The following is a 22150-nucleotide window of genomic DNA, read 5'->3' as shown; positions in this document are numbered from 1 at the left end:
CAGCGGCATCGGTGGGTTTAAGCAAGTCCCATCCTGACCAACACATGTATGAAGAGGCGGGACTTTCTACTGGCGGCCAGCGGTGTTGCTGGCGGAACTGCCGCGGCTGCGGCACCCGCTGGTGCGCAACAAACGACGACGTCAGGTGGCGGAAACGAGTCCGGTGGGAACGGGACGAGTGGAGGCCAAACGACGACGGCGGGTGCTGGCAACCAGTCGAGTGGAAACCAGTCCGGCGGGAACCAATCGAGCGGAAACCAATCACAAGGCGGTGGGGGCGGCGGCGGTCCGACGAAGCAGGTAATAGTCGGGCCGGGTGGCGACCTCGTGTTCGATCCGGACAAACTGACCGTCACGCCCGGCACGACCGTGAAGTGGGTGTGGAAATCCGACGGCCACAACGTCGTGCCCGAAAGCCAACCCGACGGGGCTGGCTGGAAGGGGACGGGAAGCGCGAGCGAGTTGTTCGACACGGGTTACACCTACTCGCACACGTTCAGCACGCCCGGCGAGTACGCGTACCACTGTGCGCCGCACAAGAGCGCCGGCATGACCGGCACCATCACCGTCGGAAGCGCCGGTGGTGGCGGTGCCGCCGCGGAAGCGGACCCCGAAGAGATGGGCGTTCCGTTCCAGGCTCACTACGTCGGTATCGCGACGATTCTGATGGTGATGATGTCGCTGCTCTACACGTTCTTCTTCCTGAAGTACGGCGAGTCGGCACACACCAGCGGAGGGAACAGATAGATGTCCTCATCAGGAAGCACCTACGGTGACATTCACCGATACGAACCAGCACGCGAAAGTACGACTGCCGCCATCGCTATCGTCCTGTTGACGATTATCGAAGTCGTGTTCGTCGGTATATTCACGTACGGCCTCCTCAACGGATGGGGTCTCGCGGAGACCGGCAACATGTTTCTCGGCGGCATCCTCGCGATAATTTTCATCGACCTCGCGTTCATCCTCATGCTGTATCGCAAGGAGTTCCTCCCCGACGTGATGATCGTCAAAAAGCGTCGTCGCAAATGGGAAGACCTCTACGTGCGTGAAGGCCAAGAGGAAGGTATCGAGTCGTTCGGCAACGCGTGGGATCAGTTCAAACGAGCAGTGTATCCCTACTACAAACGATAAACAATGGCAGGAGACGATAAATATCCGGAAAGCACAGGTCGCCGCCGCTTCGTCAAAGGCGTGGTCGGCAGTGCAACGCTCACTGGCGTCGGTGTCGGCGCCGGTGGCGCGTTGAAGACTGCCACCTCCCCATCCGGTGAAGGTGGCGGTGCCACGCAGTACATGGCGGTCGAAAACATCGCTGGACCCGCACCGCGCGGGATGCCCCAGATACCCATCGAAATCGACGACGAAGGGTACATCAAGGGGCAGTTCCCCGAAGGGAAGAAGGTCGAGAAGAACGGCAAAGAGGTCGTCGTCGCCAAGAAGAAGATCGGCGGCATGACGTACTCCCCCGAGTGGTTCCAGTACTGTGGTGTCCAGACGTACAAGGGCGTGGACCCCGAAGCCGACCAGGACAATTACTTCCGGTACAAGAAGGGTGCCCAGTACGAATGGCAGGCGGACGTCGAGGCGGGTGGGAAGGTCCACGTCGACGACTTCGACGACTACAAGACGTGGGGCAACGGAATCGGGAAGTCCGGTCTCGGCAAACCCGCGACGGTCACGTGGCGCTCACAGGACGTGGACAACACGCAGACGCTGACGGTTCAGGTCCTCCGAAGTCCACTCATCGAGAAACAGAAGGGGAACAAATGGGTCGACGCGAGTACGTCGCAAGGATTCGTGGCGTGGCTCGACAAATGTACCCACTTCTGCTGTGTCCCCAAGTTCAAGGGAATCACGGGGTCAGTGAAGTTCAACGCCGAGGACAAGATCTACTGTCCGTGCCACCAGTCGGTGTACGACCCGTTCAGCCTCGTAAAGAAATCCTTCGTGGCGCTACCGCGCCCGGAGGGGGACAGCTAAGATGAGTCTCGAACCAAAAGACGACTACGACCACGGCGAGTGGCTCCAAGAGAAGGATCTCACACCCATCGAGAGTACGTTCCTCACGACGTTGATGTGGTTCGACAAGCGCTTCCGCATCGTGGACTACCTCGAAATCCTGGAGACGTTGTACTACCGCGTCAACCTCCAGATGCCGAAAAGTCACACCGAACAGTACGGCCTCGACAACAAGTTCTGGTACTGGTATCCCCTGTACGCGTTGGGGAGTTTCTCCACGCTCGCGTACGTCGTCGCCGCACTGAGCGGCGCGTTGCTTGGATTCTACTACTCGCCCTCGACTGCCGGCGACCCGTCGGCCGCGTACAACCAGCTCGCGTTCATCATGACCGACCTGAACTTCGGGTTCATGCTTCGGTCGATTCACCGATGGTCGGCACAGGTGATGGTCGCGGCTGTGTTCCTCCACATGCTCCGTGTGTACTTCACGGGAGCGTACAAGGAACCCCGCGAAGTGAACTGGATTCTCGGAATCATCCTCATCAGCCTGACGCTGGTGTTCGGGTACACCGGCTACTTGCTCCCGTGGGACCAGCTCGCATTCTGGGCGGGACAGATTGGCGTCGAGATGAGCCTCTCCGTACCGCTAGTCGGCGAATGGGTCGCTCACTTGCTGTTCGGTGGGTTCAGTCTGAGCCAATCGACGCTGCAGCGCATGTACATCCTGCACGTGTTCTTGCTCCCGTTCGTCGTGACCACGCTCATCGCAGTCCACATCGGCATCGTCTGGATGCAGGGCATCGCGGAACCACACTGATACAATGACCGACGAAAACGAATCCCAACCCCGAACCGACGGAAGCGGCACCGGCATCGTCCCGCCGGACGACGAGACCCCGACGTGGCTCGAACGGAAACAGCGCACGCAGGGGCTCTCCCGGCTGACATACGAATACTTCGAGCGCTCCCGGCGCGAGGACCAGGACCTCCGACAGGAGTCCAGCTACGTCGAACGCGACGTGCTGGCGTTCCCGACGTGGCCCCACGAGATGATTCGAAACCTCTCGATCGGGAGCTTCTTCATCGGGATGATACTGTTCCTCGCTGCGGCGCTCCCGCCGCACCTCGGTCCACCTGCGGACCCGAGTTCGACGCCGGCCATCATCCTGCCTGACTGGTATCTGTACTGGTCGTTCGGACTGCTGAAGCTCGGCCCGCTCAACCCCGAACTAGCCATCCTCGGCGGACAGAAGCTGATGGCGGACCGTACGTTCGGTGTCGTCGCCAACGTCGTCGTGGTCGGCTTCATCGCCATCGTTCCCTTCCTCAACAAGGGGAGCGCACGACGGCCGGTCGAACAACCGTTCTGGTCGGCGCTCGGTGTGGCCGGCGTCACGTTCGCTACGACCATCAGCGCACTGTCCATCAAGAACCTGCTGCCCATCGCGGCACACCTGACGTTCGACTTGGCGTTCTTCGTGCCCGTCGTCGCAGGAACGATAACCTACACGGTGTTGAAGTCGATGCGTGAAGGGTACATGTTCAGCCTGAACCGCCGGTACTACCGGCTTCGACCACCGAAGTAATCCACTTTCCACTACATTTCCATGTCTTCATCTCGGGGCGACGACGAAGAGCGGCGTTACTCGACCCCCACCGACGAATCGGAGGACGAAACGACGGACGATTCGGGTGGAATCCGGTCGCGCGAGGTCGTCGTCCCGCTTCGCGTCTACAAAGCGGTCACCGTTTTCTCGACGATGTTCGCGGTCTTCGGCGTCGTCTTCGGCTTCATTCTCCTCGATTCGGCAACCGACCGAGCGACCGCACCGCTTCCGCAGGTGGACTTTCCGCTCGCCATCTTCGGCCTGTTTCTCATCGCCGCCGGTGCCGTCGTGTACGCCTTTTCGACCCGGTTCCGTACCGAGGGAATGGGAAAGTCTAAAGACGACTCCGACGAACCGTCTAACAATGGCTGACGAATTCGCAAAGGGGCTCGGCATCGCGGCTACCGCAGGTCTTGCATGGATGGTTCTCTCGGGTTGGTACACGACTCCCGGCTTCGAGGATACACAACTTCTCGGGGAGATTCCCACCGGACTGGACATGTACGGGAATCTCGCACTCATCCTCCGCGAGGTGACCTTCTGGCTCGCCATCTTCGGCATGGTGTTCTTCTGGTTGGTCGTCCCGGCCGTCCGCCAGGTTCGCCAATCCCGCGCGTAAAACGAGTTCCTTTCGGCTGTTCTCTCCTCTCGATTTCTCCGTTTCTTCCTATCCGTCGATTTTCGTCCCCGGATTCTCCCCGGCGAGGAACGCCGCCACGTCGTCCGGGCCGAAAATCGACGCGGGTGCGCCGAGTTCGAGCAGTGCGGCCACTTTTCCGGCCATACCACCGGTCACGTCGGTCGATTCGCTTTCGCCGAGGACGTCTGCGACGGCATCGTAGGAAGTGATTTCGGGAATCACGGCGTCGTCTTCGTCGAGAACTCCCGGGACGGTCGAACAGAACCCGACGCGGTCCGCATCGAGTTGGCGGGCGACCGACGCGACGAGTTCGTCGCCGCTGACGATGGTAACTCCCTTGCCCTCGTGAACGACGACGTCGCCGTACAGAACCGGGACGAATCCCTCGTTCAGCATCGTCGCGATTTGCTGGACAGGGAGCGAGAGGGTCGCGTTCGAATCGCGCGACGCGGCGGAGAAGGGGTGGACGGGAACGGCGGGAACGTCGCGTTCGTGAAGACGGGAGAGGACGAACCGGTTGAGCGTCTCCATCGCACCGTGGATGTCGATTACCGCTTCGACATCTCCGCTTCCGACCGTTTTCGACACGCCGTGCTGGCTCGCGTGATGGTGGCCGAAACTACCGGCACCGTGGACGAGTACGAGGTCGTCCGGTCGCCCGTTGGCCACCGCATCCGCGAGGAAATCCAACCGCTCACCGTCCAACGTGTCGGGACGGTCCTTGTCCGTGATGACGCTTCCGCCGAATTTGAGAACAGTGAGGCTCATTCGACGCGCACCCCCTCGGTGTCGAGTTCCGCACGGAAGACGTCCTCACAACCGGGCGTGAATCGGAGCGCCGTCTTCGTCTCGTCCGTCGGGTCGAGGGCGACGATACAACCGCCGCCACCGGCACCCGTGAGTTTCGCACCGAGCGCACCCGCATCGCGAGCAGCCCAGACCATGTTGTCGAGCGAGCGCGAGGAGACGCCGAGTGCCTCCAACAGGCCATGGTTGAAGTTCATGAGCTTTCCGAGTTCGGAAAGGTCGCCCTCGGCGAGTACCTGTTCGCCCTGTCGAACGATGTCACCGATGCTTTCTACGGTTTCGGCGGCAAAGTCGTACTCCTCGCGGAGCGCCCTGACGCCGGCCACTAATTTACCGGTGTCGCCCGCACCGCCGTCGAAGCCGACGACGATGGGAAGGTCGGGGGCCTCGATTTTGCGGCAGTCGTCGCCCTCGACCCGGACCGCGCCGCCGGTCGCACAGCAGAACGTGTCCGCACGCGACGCTTCGCCGTCCTGTACCGCGAGTTCGGCTTGATACGCACGGTCCGCGATTTCGTCCGTCGGGAGCGTAACGCCGAGTTCGCGAGTCGCGGCGTCGATTGCCGCGACGGTGACGGCGGCGGAAGAGCCGAGACCCGCGCCGAGCGGGATTTCGCTCTCGACGGTGATATCGAACCCCGCGTCGGGCGCGTCGGCCGCATCGCGCGCCTGTTCGATCGCGGCGTCGATGTAGCCGACGCCGGCCCGAACGAGCGATTCCGAGACGTCCACGTCCGGTGTCGTGTTCGTCTCGCTGCTGTATTCGACGGTGAAGCCGTCAATACTCAGGTCTTTGGCGTGAACACGGTGGCGGTCGTCGTCGCGCGCTTCGACGGTCACGCTCGCTCGGCGTTCGATGGCGCACGGAACGGCGGGTTCGCCGTACACGACGGCGTGTTCCCCAAAGAGATACACTTTCCCCGGGGCGCTGGAAACGGTCATGCTCGTGGCTCCGCACCGCGACATAACAGGGTTTTCGGACTGCGGTCCACTCGGGAGCGGAACGGTGGCCGAGAACGAGCGTCTTCGGCGGTTCGAGCACCCTCGTCCGTTCACGGAGTTTCATTTCTCCCAGTGAAAAATTATATATCTATCGATTGTTTCGGTTTGAATACATAATCTACCATGGCAACTGAACACTCGATAGGAGACGGCATTCATCCCGGAGACGACGGCGACGCTGGCGCGTTTTGGCGGCATGCGTTCGAAGGCCTCGTGACGAAACTCCCCGACCCCGTGTTCGTCATCGATAAAGAGGGAAACATAACCTACTGGAACGAAGGGGCGGAGGACCTCACGGGGTACGACACGAGTCGTGCAATCGGTATGCCCGCCTACGAACTGTTCGGCACGGACGGGGCGAGCGAAACGCTCGCGGAAGCCGTCGTCCGAACCGGCGAAGTCATCCGTGAGACGGATATTCGCTCCGCCGCCTCGTCAAGCGGCGAGACGTTCCACGGCCGCGCCCTCGGCGTCCCGATTACCACACCGAGCGGCGACTGTGTCGGTGCCGTCGAAGTCATCACTCGCGTCACCGAAATCATCGAACAGCGGGAATCCGTGCAAAACCTGCAAGAACGGATGGCGGGTGACGTGGAAAGCGCCACCACGGCGCTTCGGGATTCCGCATCGGACGTCGCCGACGACTCTCAAGCGATTCAGGAGTTAGCACGCGACCAGTCGCAAAACCTCGGCGACGTCCAATCCGAGGTCGCAACGTTCAGCGCGACCATCGAGGAGATCGCCTCCAGCGCGGAGGAAGTCAGCAGTCAAAGTACCGAGACGAAAACCCTCGCGGAAACGTCCGCCGACGCTGCGGTCGAGACGCTTGCCACCGTCGATGACGTGTCCGAGAGCGCGGGGGAAGTCGTCACCGACGCGAGCGAACTCGAAAACCGCATCGACGAAATCGACGAAATCGTGGAAGTCATTGACAACATCGCCAAGCAGACCAACCTCCTCGCGCTGAACGCGAACATCGAAGCGGCACGCGCCGGGGCGGAAGGCGACGGCTTTTCGGTTGTCGCGAACGAAATCAAGGACCTCGCCGAGCAGTCGAAAGAGCGCGTCGACCAGATAGAAACCATCGTGGACGACATCAGGGACACCGCACTGAACACGGTCGAGAGCGTCGAAGCCACCAACGACGGCATCGTTGCGGCCACCGAGGAGATAGAGACGGTCGTCGAAAACCAACAGTCCATCGTTACCGCCATTCAGGAGACGGATATAGGAATCACGGAAATCGCAGACGCGACGGACGAACAGGCCGCGAGCGCGGAGGAGATAGCGAGCATCGTCGACGACAGCGTTCGCCGAAGCGAGCAGGTGGCGAGTTCGGTCGAAAACATCGCCGCCGCCAACGAACACCAGACGGAACTCGTCGCGGAACTCGAAGCCAGCATCCAAGCCGTCAAAGAGGAGATGCAGAAGTCACTCGGCTGAGACGTCACCGAAATCCATTTTTACGCCATCACCGCGGAGGTCCGAAGTCGTATCACGACCGGAAGCGGTCGCTATCCGACGAAGCGAATCGGAAAACAACGCAGTTCGAGCCGAAAACTCGACGATTAAATCTCGCTCTCGAAGTCGTCGAGCGAGTAGGCCGGTTCGGCACCGCGGCGGTCGAGCGTCTCGTTGGCGAGCAGCCAGTAGACGACCGACAGCGCTTTGCGACCTTTGTTGTTCGTCGGGACGACGAGGTCGACGTTGCTCGTGCTGTTGTTGGAGTCACACATGGCGATGACGGGGATGCCGACCGTGATGGCCTCCTTGACCGCCTGTGCGTCTCCGATGGGGTCGGTGACGACGACGACGTCGGGTTCGATGTAGCCGTCGTACTTCGGGTTCGTCAGCGTGCCCGGGATGAATCGACCCGTGCGAGCGCGAGCGCCGACCGCGTCGGCGAACTTTTCGGCCGGGAAGCGACCGTACTGGCGCGAGGACGTGACCAGAATCTGCTCGGGGTTGTAGTCGGCGAGGAAGTTCGCCGCCGTGCGGATTCGCTGGTCCGTCTTGCTCACGTCGAGGACGTACAGGCCGTCCGTTCGAACGCGGTGGATGAACCGCTCCATGTCCTCGGTCTTCTGCTGCGTACCGATGTGGACACCAGCGCCGAGGTAGTCCTCGACGGGAATGAGGAGGTCTGCCTCCTCGTCGCCGAGAACGTCCTCGTCGAACTGCGGTTCTTCTTCTTCGGTCTCGTCCGCCTGTGCGGCGACGTCTTCGTCAGGGTCGACTTCGGGTTCCGCACCGGACTCGCCGGTCGGTTCCGCGTCGATCTCCTCTTCCGCGGCGTCGAGACCGTCCGTTTCTTCTTCTACCTGTTCGGATTCGTTATCGCTCATAATCGTGATACGTTCTGCTCGATTCGGATGAGTTCGTTGAGTTTAGCGGTTCGCTCGCCACCGACCGCACCCGTCTTGATGAACGGCGCGTCGGTCGCTACAGCGAGGTGTGCAATCGTCGTGTCCTCGGTCTCACCGCTTCGATGCGAGATAACCGGGTCGTACCCGTTCTCGACCGCGAGTTCGACGGCATCGAACGCGTCCGAAAGCGTGCCGATCTGGTTCGGCTTGATGAGGATGCTGTTTCCGGCACCCTTCTCGATGCCATCGGAGAGTCGCTCGACGTTGGTGACGAACAGGTCGTCACCACAGATGAGTGTCTCGTCACCCACCTTATCGGTGAGTTTTGCGAATCCCTCGTAGTCGTTCTCGTCCAACGGGTCCTCGACGTATGCGAGGTCGTACTCGTGCACGAGGTCCGCGATGTACTCGATCTGTTCGTCCGTCGAGCGCGTCCGGTCGCGGTACTGATACTCGTCGGCGTCGGCATCGTACATCTCGGCTGCGGCCACGTCGAGACCGAATCGAATCTCGAATCCGAACTCGTCGGAGACGGTCGAGACGGCTTCCTCCATGACTTCGAACGCATCGTCGTCGTCGATGGACGGTGCCCATGCACCTTCGTCGCCCTTCGCCGAGGGAATGCCGCGCTCATCGAGGATGTCCGCGACTTCCTGATGGACGGCGGCGTTGGCGAACACCGCGTCTTGGACGCTCGGTGCGCCGACCGGCGCGGAGAGGAACTCCTGAATCGCCGTGGCGTCGGCGGCGTGTTCGCCACCCCCGATGACGTTCCCGAACGGAATCGGGAAGTTATCGCCACGGAACGCACCGCCGAGGTGCTGGTAGAGCGGTGCACCGAGTACGTCCGACGCGGCCTTCGCGGCGGCCATGCTGATGGCGACAGCGCTGTTTGCGCCGATTTCGGAGAAGTTGTCCGTTCCGTCCGCGGCACGCAGGGTCCGGTCCACGTCACGCTGGTCGCCGACGTAGACGCTCCCTTCGAGGCGCGGAACCGCGAGTTCACGGGCGGACGCGATCGCCTCGTTCGTGTCGAGTTCGATAGCCTCGTACTCGCCCGTGCTCGCGCCGCTCGGTGCGGCAGCACGGCCGAAGCCGCCGCTCTCGGTCAGCACGTCCGCCTCGACCGTCGTGTTGCCACGGGAGTCGAGTATCTCGCGCAGGCGAACGGCTTCGATGCGCGTCATTCTGCCCCCTCACGCCGAACGGAGAACGGCAGTACACCAGCGTCGTACTCCTCCGCCGCGATGAGTATCGGCTGGGACTCGTCCGTCTCGATGAGGACGGGTGCGCCATACGACACCTGCAGTGCGCGTGCACCGAGGATTCGTGCTTTTTCGTATCGGGAGTATCGTTGTTGAGCCATTACTGGTAGGGTGCGACGATGTCCACGAGGTCTTTGTGAGCGACGATCATCCGCCGGCAGCAGTGGCGTTCGACACCGAGGTCGTCGAGGACCTTACCGGGGTCTTCGTTGCCCATCTGCGTCTCGGCGCGCGCCTTGTACTCCTGCCAGTGTTCGCTAACTACGTTGCCACACGTGAAACACCGGACTGGAATCATCATGGGGTAATCACCTTAGCGGTAGGACTTCTGGTAGCGGGCGCGGGCACCGGGGCCGCCCCACTTCTTCGGTTCGGACTGGCGGACGTCGTTGACCAGCAGGGAACGGTCGAACTCCATGAACGCATCACGGAGTTCGGCGTCACCCATATACTGGACGAGACCGCGCGCGATGGCGGTGCGGACGGCGTCTGCCTGCCCGGTGATTCCGCCACCCGAAACGCTCACTTCAACGTCGACTTCCTCCCGCTCGTCGTCCGCGATGCGGAACGGTTCGAGCATCTTGAGGCGAGCCATCTCCGGCTCCACCAGTTCGACTGGCTTCGAGTTGATCCGTACGCGACCCTCGCCGTCCGTAACCGTGGCGCGAGCGATGGCCGTCTTCTTCTTTCCGCTCGTGTTCGTTACCATGTGACGTTAGCACCTAGGTATTCGCTGACTTCGCCCAGCTGGACGAAGCGGATGTTCGAGAGTCGGTCCAGTGACGTGCCGTCGAGGATTTCGCCGTCCTCGTCGTACGGGTTGCCGACGTAGACACGCACGTTCTCGAAGGCCTCGCGCCCTCGTGGCTTCTTGTACGGGAGCATTCCCCGAATGGAGCGCTTTGCGAGCATGTCCGGGCGCTTCGGGTAGTACGGCCCCTGGTCGGAGCTGAGATTGAAGCGCGTCTCGAATTTGTCCAGTACGTCCTGTTTGCCGCCCGTGATGATAGCTTGCTCGGCGTTGACGACGGCGATCGTCTCGCCGTCCATCGCACGCTGTGCAACGTTGCTCGCGACACGACCGAGAATACAGTCGCGCGCGTCGACGACGACATCTGCGTCAAATTCTGCGATGCTCATCGAATCACCCGCACGTCGGAACCGCTGGGATTTTGTTCGATTGCCTGTTCGAGTTGGATCGGTTCGCCGTTTGCCTGCTGTATCTTCGTCTCCGCAGTCGACGAGAAGTCGACCGCAGCAACAGTGACGTTCTTCTGCAGGACGCCGCTACCGAGAACCTTACCGGGTACGATGACGGTCTCGTCCTCCTGTGCATACCGCTCGATGCGGCCCAGGTTGACCTCCGCGTGCGTACTCCGTGGTTTCTCGAGGCGCGCTGCAACGTCGGTCCACACGTCGGCGTCCGAATCGCGGGACACCGACTTGAGTTCGGCGATGAGACTACTGAGCCTCGGGTTAGTTTTACTCATGCTACTTCCTCCAAGTACTGAGAACTGAAGTGCAGGGAGCAGGATTTGAACCTGCGGACTCCTACGAGACAGCGCCCTGAACGCTGCGCCGTTGGCCAGACTTGGCTATCCCTGCACGCTGAGAACACGTGCGTACCCTCGCGGGCAACACAGTGTTGTCCGTGGCCCTTAAAACCACTTTCGATTGCCGAGGCGGATACCTCGGCTTGCGCGAACGTCCATCGTCCGCGGGTCCGGCGATTCCGAGAGTCGAAACTCTCCGTCGAATCGGCGGACTCGTCAGGGAGGTTGTAAGGGCCGGTCATGATTATAGTTGAATTGCCTGTTCGAGTTCGTCCGCACGTTCGGTGAGCGAATCGACGGCTTGCGTCACCAGCTCTTCGACGGTGAACGAGCCGTCGCTTTCGACGTCGAACACGAAGGCGTTCGGAACGTCGTGAACCTCGACCTCTTTACCGGGGAACCGCTTCGTGAGGTCGTGGTCGAACGTCTCCGTCGGAACGAGTTCACCATCGTCTTCGATGGTTCCGCGAAGGATTCGGGGTTCCTCTTCCCCGAACTCGTCCCGGTCGCCGACGACTTCGACGCGCTGCAGGTGACGATAGCCGACCGCGACGCCACCTTGGTGTTTGGCGTGGTCCTTCCCCGAACCGAGTATCGCGTCGGCTTCGAGTTCGAGACGCTGACCCTCTTTCAGGTCGATGATCGGAACGTTATCGTCGGCGGGCTTCACCATCTCGTCCGAGCTGATGAGGTCGCCCGAGAACGCGGTTCCCGGCCCGGAAACGTCGAGACTGAGCGTTACCGTGTCGCCCTCCTCGAACTCTCCGGGCGGCGTCGTCAGCGGAACGAGTCCGAGACGCAGTCCGATTTGCTCGTCGAACATCACCGAGGAGTTCTCGATGACTCGGAGCGTGTCGATTGACAGCGTCGGAACGTCCGCTATCATCGCTCGGCGAATCCCGTTCGCGAACGCCGGGGTGACGTTGCGAACGAGGAATCGCGCCTTGCGTTCGCCGCGGTCGATGAACTCTACGTCGAAGTCTTCGGTCATGGTTTAGAATCCACTACCTTTCGGTGCGCGGGTACCGTCGTGCGGAATCGGTGTTACGTCCTCGATACGACCGATTTCGATACCGGCGCGGGCGAGCGCTCGAATCGTCGCCTGTGCACCGGGACCGGGGTTCTGCTGCAGGTTGCCACCGGGGCCGCGCACGCGAATGTGCAGGCCGTCGATGCCAGCCGCTTTGACCTCTTCGGCGACCGTTTCGGCCATCTGCATGGCCGCGTACGGCGAGGACTCATCACGGTTCTGCTTCACGACCGAGCCACCGGACGACTTCGCGACCGTCTCGGCACCCGTGAGGTCCGTGATGGTGATGATGGTGTTGTTGAACGATGCGTGTACGTGGGCGATGCCCCAGGTTTCGTCGTTGTCGCTCATTCGTTACCCTCCGACCGTTCGGGGTGCAGTTCGTCCGCAAGCGGGCTGTGCTCGTCGAAGGAGATGTCGCCCTCCTCGTCGATATCGACCTTGTACGACGGAACCGACACGCGCTGACCGTTCACCGTCACGTGACCGTGGGTGATGAACTGGCGTGCCTGTTTCGGCGTGTGGGCGAGGCCCTTTCGATACGCGACAGTCTGGAGACGGCGCTCCAGCACGTCGGTGATGTCGAGGAGCAGAACGTCGCCGAGTTCGTCGCCATCGCCGAGGATGCCGAGTCGCTTCAAGCGCGACAGGAACTCGTCGCTTTCGCTCTCCTCGTCGCCGGAGATGTCCCCGAGAAGGGACCGTGCCTCGCGGCGGTAGTTGCGAAGTTCACTCTGGGTTCGCCAGAGTTCCTCTTTGTTCTTCAAGCCGTATCGGTCCATCAGACCGCTTTCCTCGGCGATTCGCTCGCCCTGGAACGGGTGGTTCGGCGTCTCGTAGAACTTGGTGTTCTCACCGGGAAGGGACATTATTCGTCACCCTCTTCCTCGGCCGCCGCGGCCTCTTTGATCTCCTCGACGTTGACACCGATCGTACCCTCGGTACGACCCGTGGACTTGGTTCGCTGACCGCGAACTTTCTGTCCACGCTTGTGTCGAACGCCTTTGTAGGAGTCGATCATCTGCATCCTGTTGAGGTCCCGGCGTCGGGACATCGACAGGTCGTTACCAGTCTCGTGGGTCGTCTCGCCGGAGAAGTATTCCTTTCGGTGGTTCGTGAGCCACTCCGGAACTTCGTCGGCGTAATTTTCGACGGCCTCGACGACACGCTCGATGTCGTCCTCGTCGAGTCGGCCGAACGTCGCCGTTCGATCGACGTCCGCCTCCTCGGCGACGATTCGGGCCGTTCGACGACCGATCCCGTTCATTCCGGAAAGGGACCGCTCTACGGTCTTCGTCCCATCGAGGTCAGTTTGCCCGATGCGGACGAAGTACCGAAGGTCGTCGTCTTCGTCCTGTGGTTGTTCGGTACTCATAGTTGATAGTTTGGAGCGTCGAGGGAGGGATTCGAACCCTCGAGGCTTGACGCCACAGAGTTAGCAACCCTGCGCCGTGGGCCAGACTAGGCTACCTCGACACACTCGTTCGTGTATGTTCGCCCTTCCGGACTCGGGACGCGTGCCCCTACAGGTGTCTGCATTGCATTCTACCGGTGGTTACTATTTAAACGCAACGAATGTCTTCCGAACCGCATGAGAGGCCGCCGCAAGCGCCACGGACGCGAAATAGGCACCGACGAAAAGCGGCCCCCAGAACACCCACAATTCGAGCGTCGGAAACAGGCGACTTCCGACTGCACTTCCGATGGTGAGTGCGACGTACCCCGGCAGGGCGAGTGGCGTCATCAACCGAGTGTCGAACGCCCCGAGGGCGACCGGACCGACCAACAGGAGGTACCATCCCCAGACGGCCCGTCCGGTGAACAATCGACGAACAGTCACGTTTTCACTCATGGGTCCCCCCGCTGTTCGATACCGTGTCGAGAGAGGAGGTCGGTCGCCGCTGCACGCTCCCATCGAACTCGGGTGTCGGCATCGAGGAAGAACTCCGTCGTCTCCACGATGTACCCGGGTCGGTCGAGTTCGCCCGCCACCTTGTGCACCAACATCGGTCTCGACCCGTCGAGTTCGCCGCCGCGCCGATACTCGTGAAACGGCATGTACCACGGGATAACGTTGCCATTCAACTCCTCCGCCGTCCGTTTCGCGTACTCGCTCGCGTTTCCGGCGTCCGTCGGCCAAATCACCTGCCCGACCGACGACTCGTGATAGCCGTAAATGCCGACGGACCGGTGTAAATCGAGGACCACGTCAGGGTCGTGTCGCTCGACCACGTTCCAGATGGCACGGGCCAACTCCGTCTCCGGTTCCTCGCCGGTCGGAAACTGGCGGTTCAAGTCACCGTGGTCGCCTTCGCGTCGGTTCTTCCGAATCGCGACTCGATTCGCCTTCGGCAACACCACTAATTTCCCTCGATCGATTTGCCATCCCGCGATGTCGCTCGCGGCACGATAGCCACACTGCTCGTCTCCGTGTACCCCACCGACGACCATGGCCGTCGGACCGTCGTTCGCCCCCTCCCGAACGAACACCTCAGTCCCATACTTCGTCTCCGGGAGAATTCGATACGACGGTTCGGGACTTTCCCGTCCGCTCCCGGCAACTGACATCGCCGTACTTCCGGCGAGGAGTATACCCGCCTTCCCAAGCACTGAGCGGCGTCGCATACGAGAACCCCCGTAAGCGAGTACTATCAACCTTATCGCCCTCGCACGCGTAGCGGATAAAGCATCAAATAGCGAAAAAACCAGAACGGGAACGGGACGAAAACGCCCTCAGGCATCGATGTACTGGTCGTCGATGTATCGGTCGTTTATTTCCCACTCACCGTCATCGTTTCGGACCATGTACTCTCCGTAGTACGGAACCCGGTTCGCCACCGTCTCACGGAACGTCGACCGGATTTCGGGTTTCGTCATCTCGCCCATCGGCCGCAGGTCGTCGTTACGGTTGAGACATCCTTTGAGGAATCCTTCGTGCGTGACGCGCACGCGATGGCAATTCGAACAAAAACTGGGGTTCTCCACCGGGTCGACGATTTCGACCATCCCACCACCGACCCAGTATCGCTTTCGCCCGTGCATCTCGCGAGTTTCTATCTCGTCCGCCTGTTCTTCGAGCCAATCGTGAACCCGCTGGATGTCGATGGCCCACTCGGGATTGCCGGTTAACTCGGGCATGTACTCGATGAGTTGCAACTGCAACCCGTCGTTCTCCGCGACGTGGTCGACCATCTTGGGAACGTACCCTGCCGTCGCCTCGAAAACCACCATATTGAGCTTTACCGGGTCGAGTCCCGCATCGAGCGCTGCCTCGACGCCTTCGAGCACCTTGTCGTATGCACCGCTCTTCGTCACCTCCGCGAACTCTTTCGGGTCGAGCGCGTCCTGTGAGACGTTCACCCGTGATAGCCCCGCTTCCCGAAGTTCCTCCGCCCGTCCCGGAAGGAACGTCCCGTTCGTCGTCAAGGATGTTTCCATGCCATCCGGCGTCCGGCGGATTATCTCCTCCAAATCCTCACGGAGCATGGGCTCACCGCCGGTGAATTTCACCTTCTCGACGTCGAACTCACGGGCGACTTCCAGAAACCGAACTACGTCGTCGGTACCCATTTCGTCGTCACCCGGTTCCATCGGTCCGCGCGTGTCTCCCAATCCCTCGTTGTGGCAGTAGACACAGTCGAAATTACACCGGTCGGTCAGTGAAACGCGTACCCCCGTAACTTCGCGCCCGAACGAATCTTCGAGCATCATTCCAATTTGTGTCTGCTGATTCTTAAAGTCGCGGGCGTAAACACACCGAACGTAACCAAATTCGATTACGGGTTGTCTCACAGCTAGTGAAAACCGACCCCACTATTCGGGGAGTCACGTCTTTCGCCTTCACAAGCCTTATCGACAAATCGAACCGTATCGTCATTATATGGATGAAACTGACGTTCGAACCGTTCTCCGAACGGTCGAGGACCCCGACCTCGGCGAAGATATCGTCTCTCTCGGCCTCGTAAACGACGTGACGGTCGAAGAAGGGACAGCACGGATTTCGCTCGCGCTCGGTGCGCCGTATGCACCCCACGAATCCGAAATCGCCAGTCGTGTCCGTGAAACGCTCGCAGACGAGGGGATCGACACCGAACTCTCGGCACGCGTCGATACCCAACTCTCGCCGGAAGAACAGGTACTCCCAGGCGTCAAAAACATCATCGCGGTCGCATCCGGGAAGGGCGGCGTCGGTAAAAGCACGGTCGCCGTTAACCTTGCCGCGGGACTCGCCAAGCTCGGTGCCCGCGTTGGACTGTTCGACGCCGACGTGTACGGTCCCAACGTTCCGCGGATGGTCGATGCCAACGAACGACCCCGAGCCACCGAGGAACAAAAGCTCGTCCCGCCGGTGAAGTTCGGCGTGAAACTGATGAGTATGGCGTTCCTCACCGGGAAGGACGACCCCGTAATCTGGCGCGGACCCATGGTCCATAAAGTCCTCACCCAACTCTGGGAAGACGTCGAATGGGGCCAGCTCGATTACATGGTCGTCGACCTGCCGCCCGGAACAGGCGACACGCAACTGACACTCCTCCAAAGCGTCCCCGTCACCGGCGCTGTCATCGTCACGACACCTCAGCAGGTCGCGCTCGACGACGCGAACAAGGGTCTTCAGATGTTCGGCAAGCACGACACCCCCGTTCTTGGAATCGCCGAAAACATGAGTACCTTCAAATGCCCGGACTGCGGTAGCGAACACGACATCTTCGGTCACGGCGGTGGGGTCGAATTCGCCGAGGACCACGACATGCCCTTCCTCGGTTCGATTCCGCTCGACCCCTCCGTCCGAAGCGGCGGTGACGAAGGAACGCCCGTCGTCCTCGACGACGATAGCGACACCGGAGGTGCGTTCCGTACCCTGACCGAAAACGTCGCCAACAATGTCGGCATCATCAACCGCCGCCGACAGCAACAAGAGTGAACCATGCCACACGAGACGGAATCGTTCGACCCCGACGAAGATAGAATGCAGACACTGCGGGACATCGGCGACGACATACGCGGCGAGTCGAGCGAGAGCAAACTGGTCGCCGCGATGCTCTACCGGGTCAGCGACCTGTTCGACCCGAACGAGGAGACGACGCCGCGTGACATCTTCCTCAACATGCGCCAGATCATTCGGACGAAAGAAGAGACGGGTCGATAGCCCACTCCGGAGGTTCTATCGCCACCGTCGAACAAAAAGCGCCCCGACGAGAACGACCATCCCAAGGTAGAACACCGGAACCCCAGCGACTTCGTGGTTCCCGCTCAGCTTTTCACCGAAACTTTGGGAGTACGTGTCGTTTTCGTACTCGTAGTGGTTGTTCATCCACGTCGGGCGAACCGGCTGGAACGATTCGTTCCATTGTTTCGTCCCCTCACCTGCTTTTCCGACGAATCCGACTTGATCGAGTCCCCCCTGCTTGTCGGTCAGGTTGCCGGTGTACAAACGGACTTCACCCGCAATCTCCGTGCCGCGTTCGTCGAGCAGCTCGACCTTTACCGTCGTCGAATTGTTGGGTTGTGGTGACGGCGCATAGAAACTACCATCCGTCCCGATAGTGTGGACGAACAGCTTCGTGGGATACCTGCGAATCGATGGATTGACCAGTGTGACGTAGGCGACAGCCGACGGCTCCCCGTCGATCGTCCCATCAGCTACCGTGACGTTTGCGATGTATGGTGTCGGGATTTCCTGTGTTGCCGAAGGGCACTGTCTAGATAAGGAAACCCAGTGACTGCGATACGATCGACAAGATTTTCGCACTGTTCGAAAGAGACGAATTATTGACAGTGAGAGTGGCTGCACCGAGAGAAGACTGAATTCGGCAGTTTTACTGAAAACCTCGTCATGATGAGACAAAGTGATTCGTTCGCTACTTCCGCTACAGACGCTGAAACGCCACTCTACAACAGAATCGCTTAACTAGACAGTGCCTGCCGAAGCGTTGATTTTCTTGGTGAAGTTGTAGGTGGTGTAATTACCGTATGTAGAGACGGTGACGGTATGTTTGTTCTCAATCACATCTAATCCCTCGGTTATGTTCATACTATAATTCAGTTGTTCCCCGGATTGAATTGCAAATGATTCATCATAGTAATCAGCTCCATCGACTTGTATAAGGATACCAGATTGCCCAACATACTTTCCGGAGGGGTTTTTTACATTAATGATAATCTCATCTCCTGAGAAATGGGATTTGACACAGAGATTGTTAAACGACTGAATAACTCTTGTTTCTCCCCGTTTTGAGACAGGACAATTTGAAGATGATTTGGTAACGTTAGCATTTACAATCGGGATACCAACACTGAATAGGACCAATAAAATGATAATTGACGAGTGTGTTTTTTGTCTCATATATCTATATTTTGTGTTTTATTATATAAGATTATTGAATTATTCTATGCAATTGTACCTCCCTGCACATTTGTTCTCATCATCTTTCTTGAAGTGTTTAAGTCGGCTACGTAGCTGAGACTTACCCAAAAGATTTTGATAGGATTCACCAACAACACGAGTTCCTACCGCCTCGTTCTGAATCTCTCCACTCTGTGTGATATATTGCTGAGCGACATCGAGTTTCGCAGTCACATAGGTCATCACGACGGTATCCGTTTGCAGATAGTGGTCAACAGTCGCAGTTTTAGTACCCATCCGTTTCTTCAGGCTCCACGTTATTTTCGGACGATAACTTCCGGTTCGCCAGTCGTCACCGCGAGTGAGCGACATTGCGACATCCCGCTTTGTCGTGGTAGACTGCTGTTGCCACTCGTACTGAGCATCTCGAACCTTTTTCCGAGTTTGTACACCGTAGGTGTAGTCGACGTGCATGTGCCGTTCCGAATACTCGAATCGATACTGCGACTTGTATTCGGCGTCCTCGACCTTCACCCGTTTTCGGTCCCCTGTCGCCCAATCATCGAAGTGGAACTTTTGGTACGACCAATAAGTGTTCGTCTCGGTGACTGTATACGTGTACTCCTCGGTTGTCGTGTAGGTTCTCGTGACCGTCGTCGTATATGTGTACTCCTCCGGAACTTCGAGGCAGATTCCGTACGGGCTGCACTGCATCACGTACTTTGTATCCGTTTTCGTCACTTCGACTTGCCTCGTCTTCGTGATCGTTCTCGTTCCCGTTTTCTCTACACTGTACTCGTGGGCGTACTCCTTCAACGTTCGATACTTGGGCGGGTGTGTTTGCACACGGCGCGTTTTCCCGGTGAAGCTTCCTCTGCCCGATTTCGAATCGCGCCATTCGTATTCGGTGGTCGTGTAGGTGTGTTTCTCCGCTTCACGACCAGTGGACCACCAGTCCGAATGGCCCTGTAGGAACGCGGACTGCTGTAACTCACTCGAGAACGAGCGATCCACTTCCTCGTATTTCGCGTCCTGTACCTTTGTGCGCTCTTCGAGCGTATACTCGAAGCCATCACGACTCTTCGAGTCAACCGAGTATCCATTCGAAAGGTAGTAGTCGCGTTTCGCCGGAGTCTTTGCGAGTTCCCACTCATAGGTTGGTCGTTTGACCAAATATCTTGTACTTTTAATTCGGGGGTTCTTCCAAACCGTTCCGTATACCCGTAGCACCTCAACCTCCGGAATTTCTACCTCTTTGTACGTCTCTGGCTTGTCCTGATTATAGACTCGAAGTTTCGGACGTCCATTCGGGTGGAACAGGTCAGAAGCGGGAATTTCCACGACACCGGTGTAGAATCGTGGGTCACTAATGACATTTTCATCCGGTGATATCACTCTTTTCTCCCATTTGTCAACAGATCCCGTGGCTCCTTCGACTGAAATCCCCAGTCCGTACTGAAGATGATAGCTATTTTTACTGAATTGATACTGATCCGTGGTAACTCGCAAACGCACTTTGTCGTTCGGTTTGTAGGGACCTTCCGAGAGAACTGTTACGTCTTCGATATTCGGCACGTACTCGTCAAGGAAGTCGAATCGGCGATACGAAGAGAGACCGTATCCGTCCCTCAATTCTAACTCGGCCAGTTCAACCGATCGGAACTTAGCAGTCATGTTGTCGGGTGTAATCGGCTCAGCACCCTTCTTCCAAATGAACTTCAATTCGGACCCATCCGGGTCAAAAGAGTCACTCGCATCAACAACCATCCCCCAATTCGATGGGTTATACCCGGTTGTTCCATCATTGATGACTGTGAGACGGATTTCGGGGGGACTAGGTTGTACATGGAGTATATTCTCTATCTCGGTAGACCATTCTTTATTATCGTGCCAGGGGTTATTCACAGATATTTCTTCTAATATTTTGTATTCATTTGGTTTCTCACCTCCCCAATATGAGTCGACAGTCAAGATGTCTTGATCTTTCCTCACTTTTTTAGACATTTTCTTCACTCTCCTCTTCTTTGCACCAAATCGAATTTCAATATCCTCCGGATCAACCCCATTCAGATCTATCTTCGTCACGTGATGTGCAGTGTACCGCTTCGGATCGATCCGCTCGTGATACGAATCAACATTGTTTTTCACGAAGCCGGATTGAATGATTTCCGGCATTTTTGCGGGGGTTAGCGTTCGTTCCAGCGTGCTCGTCTGCCCCCGTGTATCAACCGCGGTTACGGTGAGCGTGTACTGCTCACCCGCTTCGAACTCTTGGGAATCGAACGACACCGTCCGATAGTGCCGCATTCTCCCGGGAGAAGTGGCATCCATCCTAGTATGGCCGATCTCCGTGCCACCGAGTCGGACGTGTACCGACCGAAGGTTATCGTACGAATCCGACGCAGTAGCGCGACCGGAAACCGCACCGTAGCTGTCCAGTGATGGCAACTCGACGCTGGGTTTGGGGTCGGCGACAACAGTCGTCGATCCACCTGAAAAGCGGGCGATGTCGTTGGAGCCATCCGAGTAAGTGATCAGCGCGTACAAAGAATGGTCCCCCGGGTCCCAATCGGTCGTGAGTGTTCTATCGCTTCCAAGTCGAGCGCCATCCCCGAACCAACTGATAGAACGAACGTGGCTCGAACTGGGCATAGATTGTAAACTGTAGGACCCTCGAAGCGGTTGTGTCCCCGTGACTACTTCGTCACCGGTAATCGTCGGCTGGTATTCCTCAGCAGTTGAGCTAGGTGAAGAAGAGTCGGGCGTGGGTGTCGGCCGGTTCCGACTCGGTCGGATAGACAGGTCGAGCGGTTCGGTATCGATTTGTCCATCCGAATCGTACACGGTGGCGGTAACGGTTCGTGTACCGGCGTTCGGAAACGATCTCGTGATGGTGTCGACGTCGTTCACTCCCGAAAGGGAATCAGTTGCGATAACCGTCCCGTCGAGCGACCAAATGATGTGGTCGAGCGGGGCCGAACCGGCATCGACGGTCGCGGAGTAGATGGCTTGTTCTCCTACCCGAGGAGTTTCCGGACCCGAGACATCGACCTCTGGGTCCGCTCCCGGAGAGACGATAACGTAAAGTGTGTCTCGACGTTTTGCGCCGTCCTCGTCGGTGACCGTCACTGAAACGGAGTACGTTCCGACAGCGTTCGGTCGGAATCGAGTTTGGGAGCAATTCGGGCAGTTCGGTGTGATGGTTCGTCCGTCGGGAGTTTCTATCGACCAGTCGTATCGCGCGATAGTTCCATCTGGGTCGTGAGAACCGGTTGCGTCGAGGAGAACCGTGCTTCCGCGCGCGACGTGCTGGTCGAGTCCAGCGTCTGGGAGGGGCGGTTCGTTTGCCGTCGTTACTGGCGGGAGAACTGACGTAGTAAGTAATAGTAGCACGAGAGTGCTTGAAATGACTCGGTCCATTAATTCGACGGAGTTTGTATCCTATTACTTTAAAAAGTTATTTGATTTATATTCTATCAGATATTGAAATAGTAGTAACAGAAAACAATGCAACGAGTAAGTTACCCCGATAGTCCCCTTAATGAGGTACAGTTGTCCATTAATAAAGAGGAAGTT

General features: G+C 58.7%; 29 protein-coding genes and 2 tRNA genes. 10 read left to right on the top strand and 21 right to left on the bottom strand.

Going from position 1 to position 22150, the window contains the following annotated elements:
• Positions 1-48: 48 nt before the first annotated feature.
• From AC1XDK_RS14355 to AC1XDK_RS14325, 7 genes are read left to right on the top strand one after another with little or no spacing between them, the layout of a single operon-like run.
• Positions 49-747 (top strand): plastocyanin/azurin family copper-binding protein, encoded by a 699-nt coding sequence (locus tag AC1XDK_RS14355; protein ID WP_483350574.1) that lies wholly within the window; start codon positions 49-51, stop codon positions 745-747.
• Entirely contained in the window at positions 748-1134 is a 387-nt protein-coding gene (locus AC1XDK_RS14350; RefSeq protein WP_483350573.1) for a DUF7318 family protein, read from the top strand. It begins immediately after the preceding gene.
• Between the two features lie 3 nt (positions 1135-1137).
• On the top strand, positions 1138-1983 hold the full coding sequence (locus AC1XDK_RS14345; protein WP_483350572.1) for a ubiquinol-cytochrome c reductase iron-sulfur subunit: 846 nt from the start codon (positions 1138-1140) through the stop codon (positions 1981-1983).
• 1 nt (position 1984) lies between these two features.
• A complete protein-coding gene (locus tag AC1XDK_RS14340) occupies positions 1985-2779 on the top strand; it encodes a cytochrome b (RefSeq protein WP_483350571.1) in 795 nt (264 codons plus the stop codon).
• A 4-nt stretch (positions 2780-2783) separates the two neighbouring features.
• The gene (locus AC1XDK_RS14335) at positions 2784-3548 is read left to right on the top strand and encodes a cytochrome b family protein (protein ID WP_483350570.1); all 765 of its coding nucleotides are present in this window, start codon (positions 2784-2786) and stop codon (positions 3546-3548) included.
• Positions 3549-3569: 21 nt separating this feature from the next.
• The gene (locus AC1XDK_RS14330; protein WP_483350569.1) at positions 3570-3941 is read left to right on the top strand and encodes a DUF7315 family membrane protein; all 372 of its coding nucleotides are present in this window, start codon (positions 3570-3572) and stop codon (positions 3939-3941) included.
• Complete coding sequence (locus tag AC1XDK_RS14325) at positions 3934-4188, top strand: DUF7314 family protein (protein WP_483350568.1); 255 nt, start codon at positions 3934-3936, stop codon at positions 4186-4188. The genes AC1XDK_RS14330 and AC1XDK_RS14325 overlap by 8 nt, the downstream gene beginning before the upstream one ends.
• A gap of 48 nt (positions 4189-4236) precedes the next feature.
• On the opposite strand, the gene AC1XDK_RS14320 is transcribed toward AC1XDK_RS14325, so the two are convergent.
• Positions 4237-4977 (bottom strand): isopentenyl phosphate kinase, encoded by a 741-nt coding sequence (locus AC1XDK_RS14320; protein ID WP_483350567.1) that lies wholly within the window; start codon positions 4975-4977, stop codon positions 4237-4239.
• A complete protein-coding gene (mvk, locus tag AC1XDK_RS14315) occupies positions 4974-5957 on the bottom strand; it encodes a mevalonate kinase (RefSeq protein WP_483350566.1) in 984 nt (327 codons plus the stop codon). The genes AC1XDK_RS14320 and mvk overlap by 4 nt, the downstream gene beginning before the upstream one ends.
• 183 nt (positions 5958-6140) lie before the next feature.
• Between mvk and AC1XDK_RS14310 the strand changes: the two genes are divergently transcribed.
• On the top strand, positions 6141-7460 hold the full coding sequence (locus tag AC1XDK_RS14310) for a methyl-accepting chemotaxis protein (RefSeq protein WP_483350565.1): 1320 nt from the start codon (positions 6141-6143) through the stop codon (positions 7458-7460).
• 125 nt (positions 7461-7585) lie between these two features.
• Here AC1XDK_RS14310 and rpsB read toward each other — a convergent pair whose 3' ends face one another.
• The 16 genes from rpsB to moaA all read right to left on the bottom strand — a co-directional run bounded on the left by rpsB (position 7586) and on the right by moaA (position 15939).
• Positions 7586-8362 carry a 30S ribosomal protein S2 gene (gene rpsB, locus AC1XDK_RS14305; RefSeq protein WP_483350564.1) on the bottom strand — a complete coding sequence of 259 codons (777 nt, stop codon included), beginning with the start codon at positions 8360-8362 and terminating at the stop codon, positions 7586-7588.
• Entirely contained in the window at positions 8359-9570 is a 1212-nt protein-coding gene (gene eno, locus AC1XDK_RS14300) for a phosphopyruvate hydratase (RefSeq protein ID WP_483350563.1), read from the bottom strand. Before eno ends, rpsB begins: the two co-directional genes overlap by 4 nt.
• The gene (locus tag AC1XDK_RS14295; protein ID WP_483350562.1) at positions 9567-9749 is read right to left on the bottom strand and encodes a DNA-directed RNA polymerase subunit K; all 183 of its coding nucleotides are present in this window, start codon (positions 9747-9749) and stop codon (positions 9567-9569) included. The genes eno and AC1XDK_RS14295 overlap by 4 nt, the downstream gene beginning before the upstream one ends.
• Positions 9749-9949 (bottom strand): DNA-directed RNA polymerase subunit N, encoded by a 201-nt coding sequence (locus tag AC1XDK_RS14290; RefSeq protein ID WP_231183614.1) that lies wholly within the window; start codon positions 9947-9949, stop codon positions 9749-9751. The genes AC1XDK_RS14295 and AC1XDK_RS14290 overlap by 1 nt, the downstream gene beginning before the upstream one ends.
• A gap of 12 nt (positions 9950-9961) precedes the next feature.
• A complete protein-coding gene (locus AC1XDK_RS14285; protein ID WP_395282387.1) occupies positions 9962-10357 on the bottom strand; it encodes a 30S ribosomal protein S9 in 396 nt (131 codons plus the stop codon).
• A complete protein-coding gene (locus tag AC1XDK_RS14280; RefSeq protein WP_483350561.1) occupies positions 10351-10788 on the bottom strand; it encodes a 50S ribosomal protein L13 in 438 nt (145 codons plus the stop codon). Before AC1XDK_RS14280 ends, AC1XDK_RS14285 begins: the two co-directional genes overlap by 7 nt.
• The gene (locus AC1XDK_RS14275) at positions 10785-11138 is read right to left on the bottom strand and encodes a 50S ribosomal protein L18e (protein ID WP_231183610.1); all 354 of its coding nucleotides are present in this window, start codon (positions 11136-11138) and stop codon (positions 10785-10787) included. The genes AC1XDK_RS14280 and AC1XDK_RS14275 overlap by 4 nt, the downstream gene beginning before the upstream one ends.
• Positions 11139-11168: 30 nt before the next feature.
• Positions 11169-11253: transfer RNA gene (locus AC1XDK_RS14270), tRNA-Leu, on the bottom strand.
• Between the two features lie 192 nt (positions 11254-11445).
• Positions 11446-12192: a DNA-directed RNA polymerase subunit D gene (locus AC1XDK_RS14265; protein ID WP_483350560.1), complete on the bottom strand. Its 747-nt coding sequence runs from the start codon at positions 12190-12192 to the stop codon at positions 11446-11448.
• A gap of 3 nt (positions 12193-12195) precedes the next feature.
• Complete coding sequence (locus tag AC1XDK_RS14260; RefSeq protein WP_007978883.1) at positions 12196-12582, bottom strand: 30S ribosomal protein S11; 387 nt, start codon at positions 12580-12582, stop codon at positions 12196-12198.
• On the bottom strand, positions 12579-13100 hold the full coding sequence (locus tag AC1XDK_RS14255; protein WP_483350559.1) for a 30S ribosomal protein S4: 522 nt from the start codon (positions 13098-13100) through the stop codon (positions 12579-12581). Before AC1XDK_RS14255 ends, AC1XDK_RS14260 begins: the two co-directional genes overlap by 4 nt.
• Positions 13100-13606 carry a 30S ribosomal protein S13 gene (locus AC1XDK_RS14250; RefSeq protein ID WP_483350558.1) on the bottom strand — a complete coding sequence of 169 codons (507 nt, stop codon included), beginning with the start codon at positions 13604-13606 and terminating at the stop codon, positions 13100-13102. The genes AC1XDK_RS14255 and AC1XDK_RS14250 overlap by 1 nt, the downstream gene beginning before the upstream one ends.
• A 16-nt stretch (positions 13607-13622) precedes the next feature.
• A tRNA-Ser gene (locus AC1XDK_RS14245) sits at positions 13623-13707 on the bottom strand.
• 82 nt (positions 13708-13789) lie between these two features.
• A complete protein-coding gene (locus AC1XDK_RS14240; protein ID WP_483350557.1) occupies positions 13790-14083 on the bottom strand; it encodes a hypothetical protein in 294 nt (97 codons plus the stop codon).
• Positions 14080-14856, bottom strand: coding sequence for a succinylglutamate desuccinylase/aspartoacylase family protein (locus tag AC1XDK_RS14235; RefSeq protein WP_483350556.1), 777 nt, complete (start codon positions 14854-14856; stop codon positions 14080-14082). The genes AC1XDK_RS14240 and AC1XDK_RS14235 overlap by 4 nt, the downstream gene beginning before the upstream one ends.
• Positions 14857-14964: 108 nt before the next feature.
• Positions 14965-15939, bottom strand: a complete 975-nt coding sequence (moaA, locus tag AC1XDK_RS14230) for a GTP 3',8-cyclase MoaA (protein WP_483350669.1) — start codon at positions 15937-15939, stop codon at positions 14965-14967.
• 172 nt (positions 15940-16111) lie between these two features.
• On the opposite strand from moaA, the gene AC1XDK_RS14225 reads away from it, so the two are divergent.
• On the top strand, positions 16112-17152 hold the full coding sequence (locus tag AC1XDK_RS14225; RefSeq protein ID WP_483350555.1) for an Mrp/NBP35 family ATP-binding protein: 1041 nt from the start codon (positions 16112-16114) through the stop codon (positions 17150-17152).
• Positions 17153-17155: 3 nt separating this feature from the next.
• Complete coding sequence (locus AC1XDK_RS14220) at positions 17156-17377, top strand: DUF7976 family protein (RefSeq protein ID WP_483350554.1); 222 nt, start codon at positions 17156-17158, stop codon at positions 17375-17377.
• A 15-nt stretch (positions 17378-17392) separates the two neighbouring features.
• Here AC1XDK_RS14220 and AC1XDK_RS14215 read toward each other — a convergent pair whose 3' ends face one another.
• The 3 genes from AC1XDK_RS14215 to AC1XDK_RS14205 all read right to left on the bottom strand — a co-directional run bounded on the left by AC1XDK_RS14215 (position 17393) and on the right by AC1XDK_RS14205 (position 21994).
• The gene (locus tag AC1XDK_RS14215; RefSeq protein WP_483350553.1) at positions 17393-17980 is read right to left on the bottom strand and encodes a hypothetical protein; all 588 of its coding nucleotides are present in this window, start codon (positions 17978-17980) and stop codon (positions 17393-17395) included.
• A gap of 159 nt (positions 17981-18139) precedes the next feature.
• Positions 18140-18574 (bottom strand): hypothetical protein, encoded by a 435-nt coding sequence (locus AC1XDK_RS14210; RefSeq protein WP_483350552.1) that lies wholly within the window; start codon positions 18572-18574, stop codon positions 18140-18142.
• A 39-nt stretch (positions 18575-18613) separates the two neighbouring features.
• Positions 18614-21994 carry a PKD domain-containing protein gene (locus AC1XDK_RS14205; protein ID WP_483350551.1) on the bottom strand — a complete coding sequence of 1127 codons (3381 nt, stop codon included), beginning with the start codon at positions 21992-21994 and terminating at the stop codon, positions 18614-18616.
• Between the last annotated feature and the right edge of the window lie 156 nt (positions 21995-22150).

Source organism: Haladaptatus sp. HS23, from assembly GCF_056892285.1.
Note: the sequence above shows the minus strand (reverse complement) of the source record. Positions and strands in the feature narration are given on the sequence as shown.

Excerpts from the sequence above, each read along its gene's own strand:
- AC1XDK_RS14205 (WP_483350551.1), bottom strand. The coding sequence starts at position 21,994 with ATGGACCGAGTCATTTCAAGCACTCTCGTGCTACTATTACTTACTACG.
- AC1XDK_RS14240 (WP_483350557.1), bottom strand. The coding sequence starts at position 14,083 with ATGAGTGAAAACGTGACTGTTCGTCGATTGTTCACCGGACGGGCCGTC.
- eno (WP_483350563.1), bottom strand. The coding sequence starts at position 9,570 with ATGACGCGCATCGAAGCCGTTCGCCTGCGCGAGATACTCGACTCCCGT.
- AC1XDK_RS14210 (WP_483350552.1), bottom strand. The coding sequence starts at position 18,574 with ATGAGACAAAAAACACACTCGTCAATTATCATTTTATTGGTCCTATTC.
- AC1XDK_RS14220 (WP_483350554.1), top strand. The coding sequence starts at position 17,156 with ATGCCACACGAGACGGAATCGTTCGACCCCGACGAAGATAGAATGCAG.
- AC1XDK_RS14310 (WP_483350565.1), top strand. The coding sequence starts at position 6,141 with ATGGCAACTGAACACTCGATAGGAGACGGCATTCATCCCGGAGACGAC.
- AC1XDK_RS14225 (WP_483350555.1), top strand. The coding sequence starts at position 16,112 with ATGGATGAAACTGACGTTCGAACCGTTCTCCGAACGGTCGAGGACCCC.
- moaA (WP_483350669.1), bottom strand. The coding sequence starts at position 15,939 with ATGCTCGAAGATTCGTTCGGGCGCGAAGTTACGGGGGTACGCGTTTCA.
- AC1XDK_RS14275 (WP_231183610.1), bottom strand. The coding sequence starts at position 11,138 with ATGAGTAAAACTAACCCGAGGCTCAGTAGTCTCATCGCCGAACTCAAG.
- AC1XDK_RS14335 (WP_483350570.1), top strand. The coding sequence starts at position 2,784 with ATGACCGACGAAAACGAATCCCAACCCCGAACCGACGGAAGCGGCACC.
- AC1XDK_RS14355 (WP_483350574.1), top strand. The coding sequence starts at position 49 with ATGAAGAGGCGGGACTTTCTACTGGCGGCCAGCGGTGTTGCTGGCGGA.
- AC1XDK_RS14340 (WP_483350571.1), top strand. The coding sequence starts at position 1,985 with ATGAGTCTCGAACCAAAAGACGACTACGACCACGGCGAGTGGCTCCAA.
- rpsB (WP_483350564.1), bottom strand. The coding sequence starts at position 8,362 with ATGAGCGATAACGAATCCGAACAGGTAGAAGAAGAAACGGACGGTCTC.
- AC1XDK_RS14250 (WP_483350558.1), bottom strand. The coding sequence starts at position 13,606 with ATGAGTACCGAACAACCACAGGACGAAGACGACGACCTTCGGTACTTC.
- AC1XDK_RS14235 (WP_483350556.1), bottom strand. The coding sequence starts at position 14,856 with ATGCGACGCCGCTCAGTGCTTGGGAAGGCGGGTATACTCCTCGCCGGA.
- AC1XDK_RS14285 (WP_395282387.1), bottom strand. The coding sequence starts at position 10,357 with ATGGTAACGAACACGAGCGGAAAGAAGAAGACGGCCATCGCTCGCGCC.
- AC1XDK_RS14260 (WP_007978883.1), bottom strand. The coding sequence starts at position 12,582 with ATGAGCGACAACGACGAAACCTGGGGCATCGCCCACGTACACGCATCG.
- AC1XDK_RS14350 (WP_483350573.1), top strand. The coding sequence starts at position 748 with ATGTCCTCATCAGGAAGCACCTACGGTGACATTCACCGATACGAACCA.
- AC1XDK_RS14280 (WP_483350561.1), bottom strand. The coding sequence starts at position 10,788 with ATGAGCATCGCAGAATTTGACGCAGATGTCGTCGTCGACGCGCGCGAC.
- AC1XDK_RS14345 (WP_483350572.1), top strand. The coding sequence starts at position 1,138 with ATGGCAGGAGACGATAAATATCCGGAAAGCACAGGTCGCCGCCGCTTC.
- AC1XDK_RS14330 (WP_483350569.1), top strand. The coding sequence starts at position 3,570 with ATGTCTTCATCTCGGGGCGACGACGAAGAGCGGCGTTACTCGACCCCC.
- AC1XDK_RS14325 (WP_483350568.1), top strand. The coding sequence starts at position 3,934 with ATGGCTGACGAATTCGCAAAGGGGCTCGGCATCGCGGCTACCGCAGGT.
- AC1XDK_RS14290 (WP_231183614.1), bottom strand. The coding sequence starts at position 9,949 with ATGATGATTCCAGTCCGGTGTTTCACGTGTGGCAACGTAGTTAGCGAA.
- AC1XDK_RS14295 (WP_483350562.1), bottom strand. The coding sequence starts at position 9,749 with ATGGCTCAACAACGATACTCCCGATACGAAAAAGCACGAATCCTCGGT.
- AC1XDK_RS14320 (WP_483350567.1), bottom strand. The coding sequence starts at position 4,977 with ATGAGCCTCACTGTTCTCAAATTCGGCGGAAGCGTCATCACGGACAAG.
- mvk (WP_483350566.1), bottom strand. The coding sequence starts at position 5,957 with ATGACCGTTTCCAGCGCCCCGGGGAAAGTGTATCTCTTTGGGGAACAC.
- AC1XDK_RS14265 (WP_483350560.1), bottom strand. The coding sequence starts at position 12,192 with ATGACCGAAGACTTCGACGTAGAGTTCATCGACCGCGGCGAACGCAAG.
- AC1XDK_RS14255 (WP_483350559.1), bottom strand. The coding sequence starts at position 13,100 with ATGTCCCTTCCCGGTGAGAACACCAAGTTCTACGAGACGCCGAACCAC.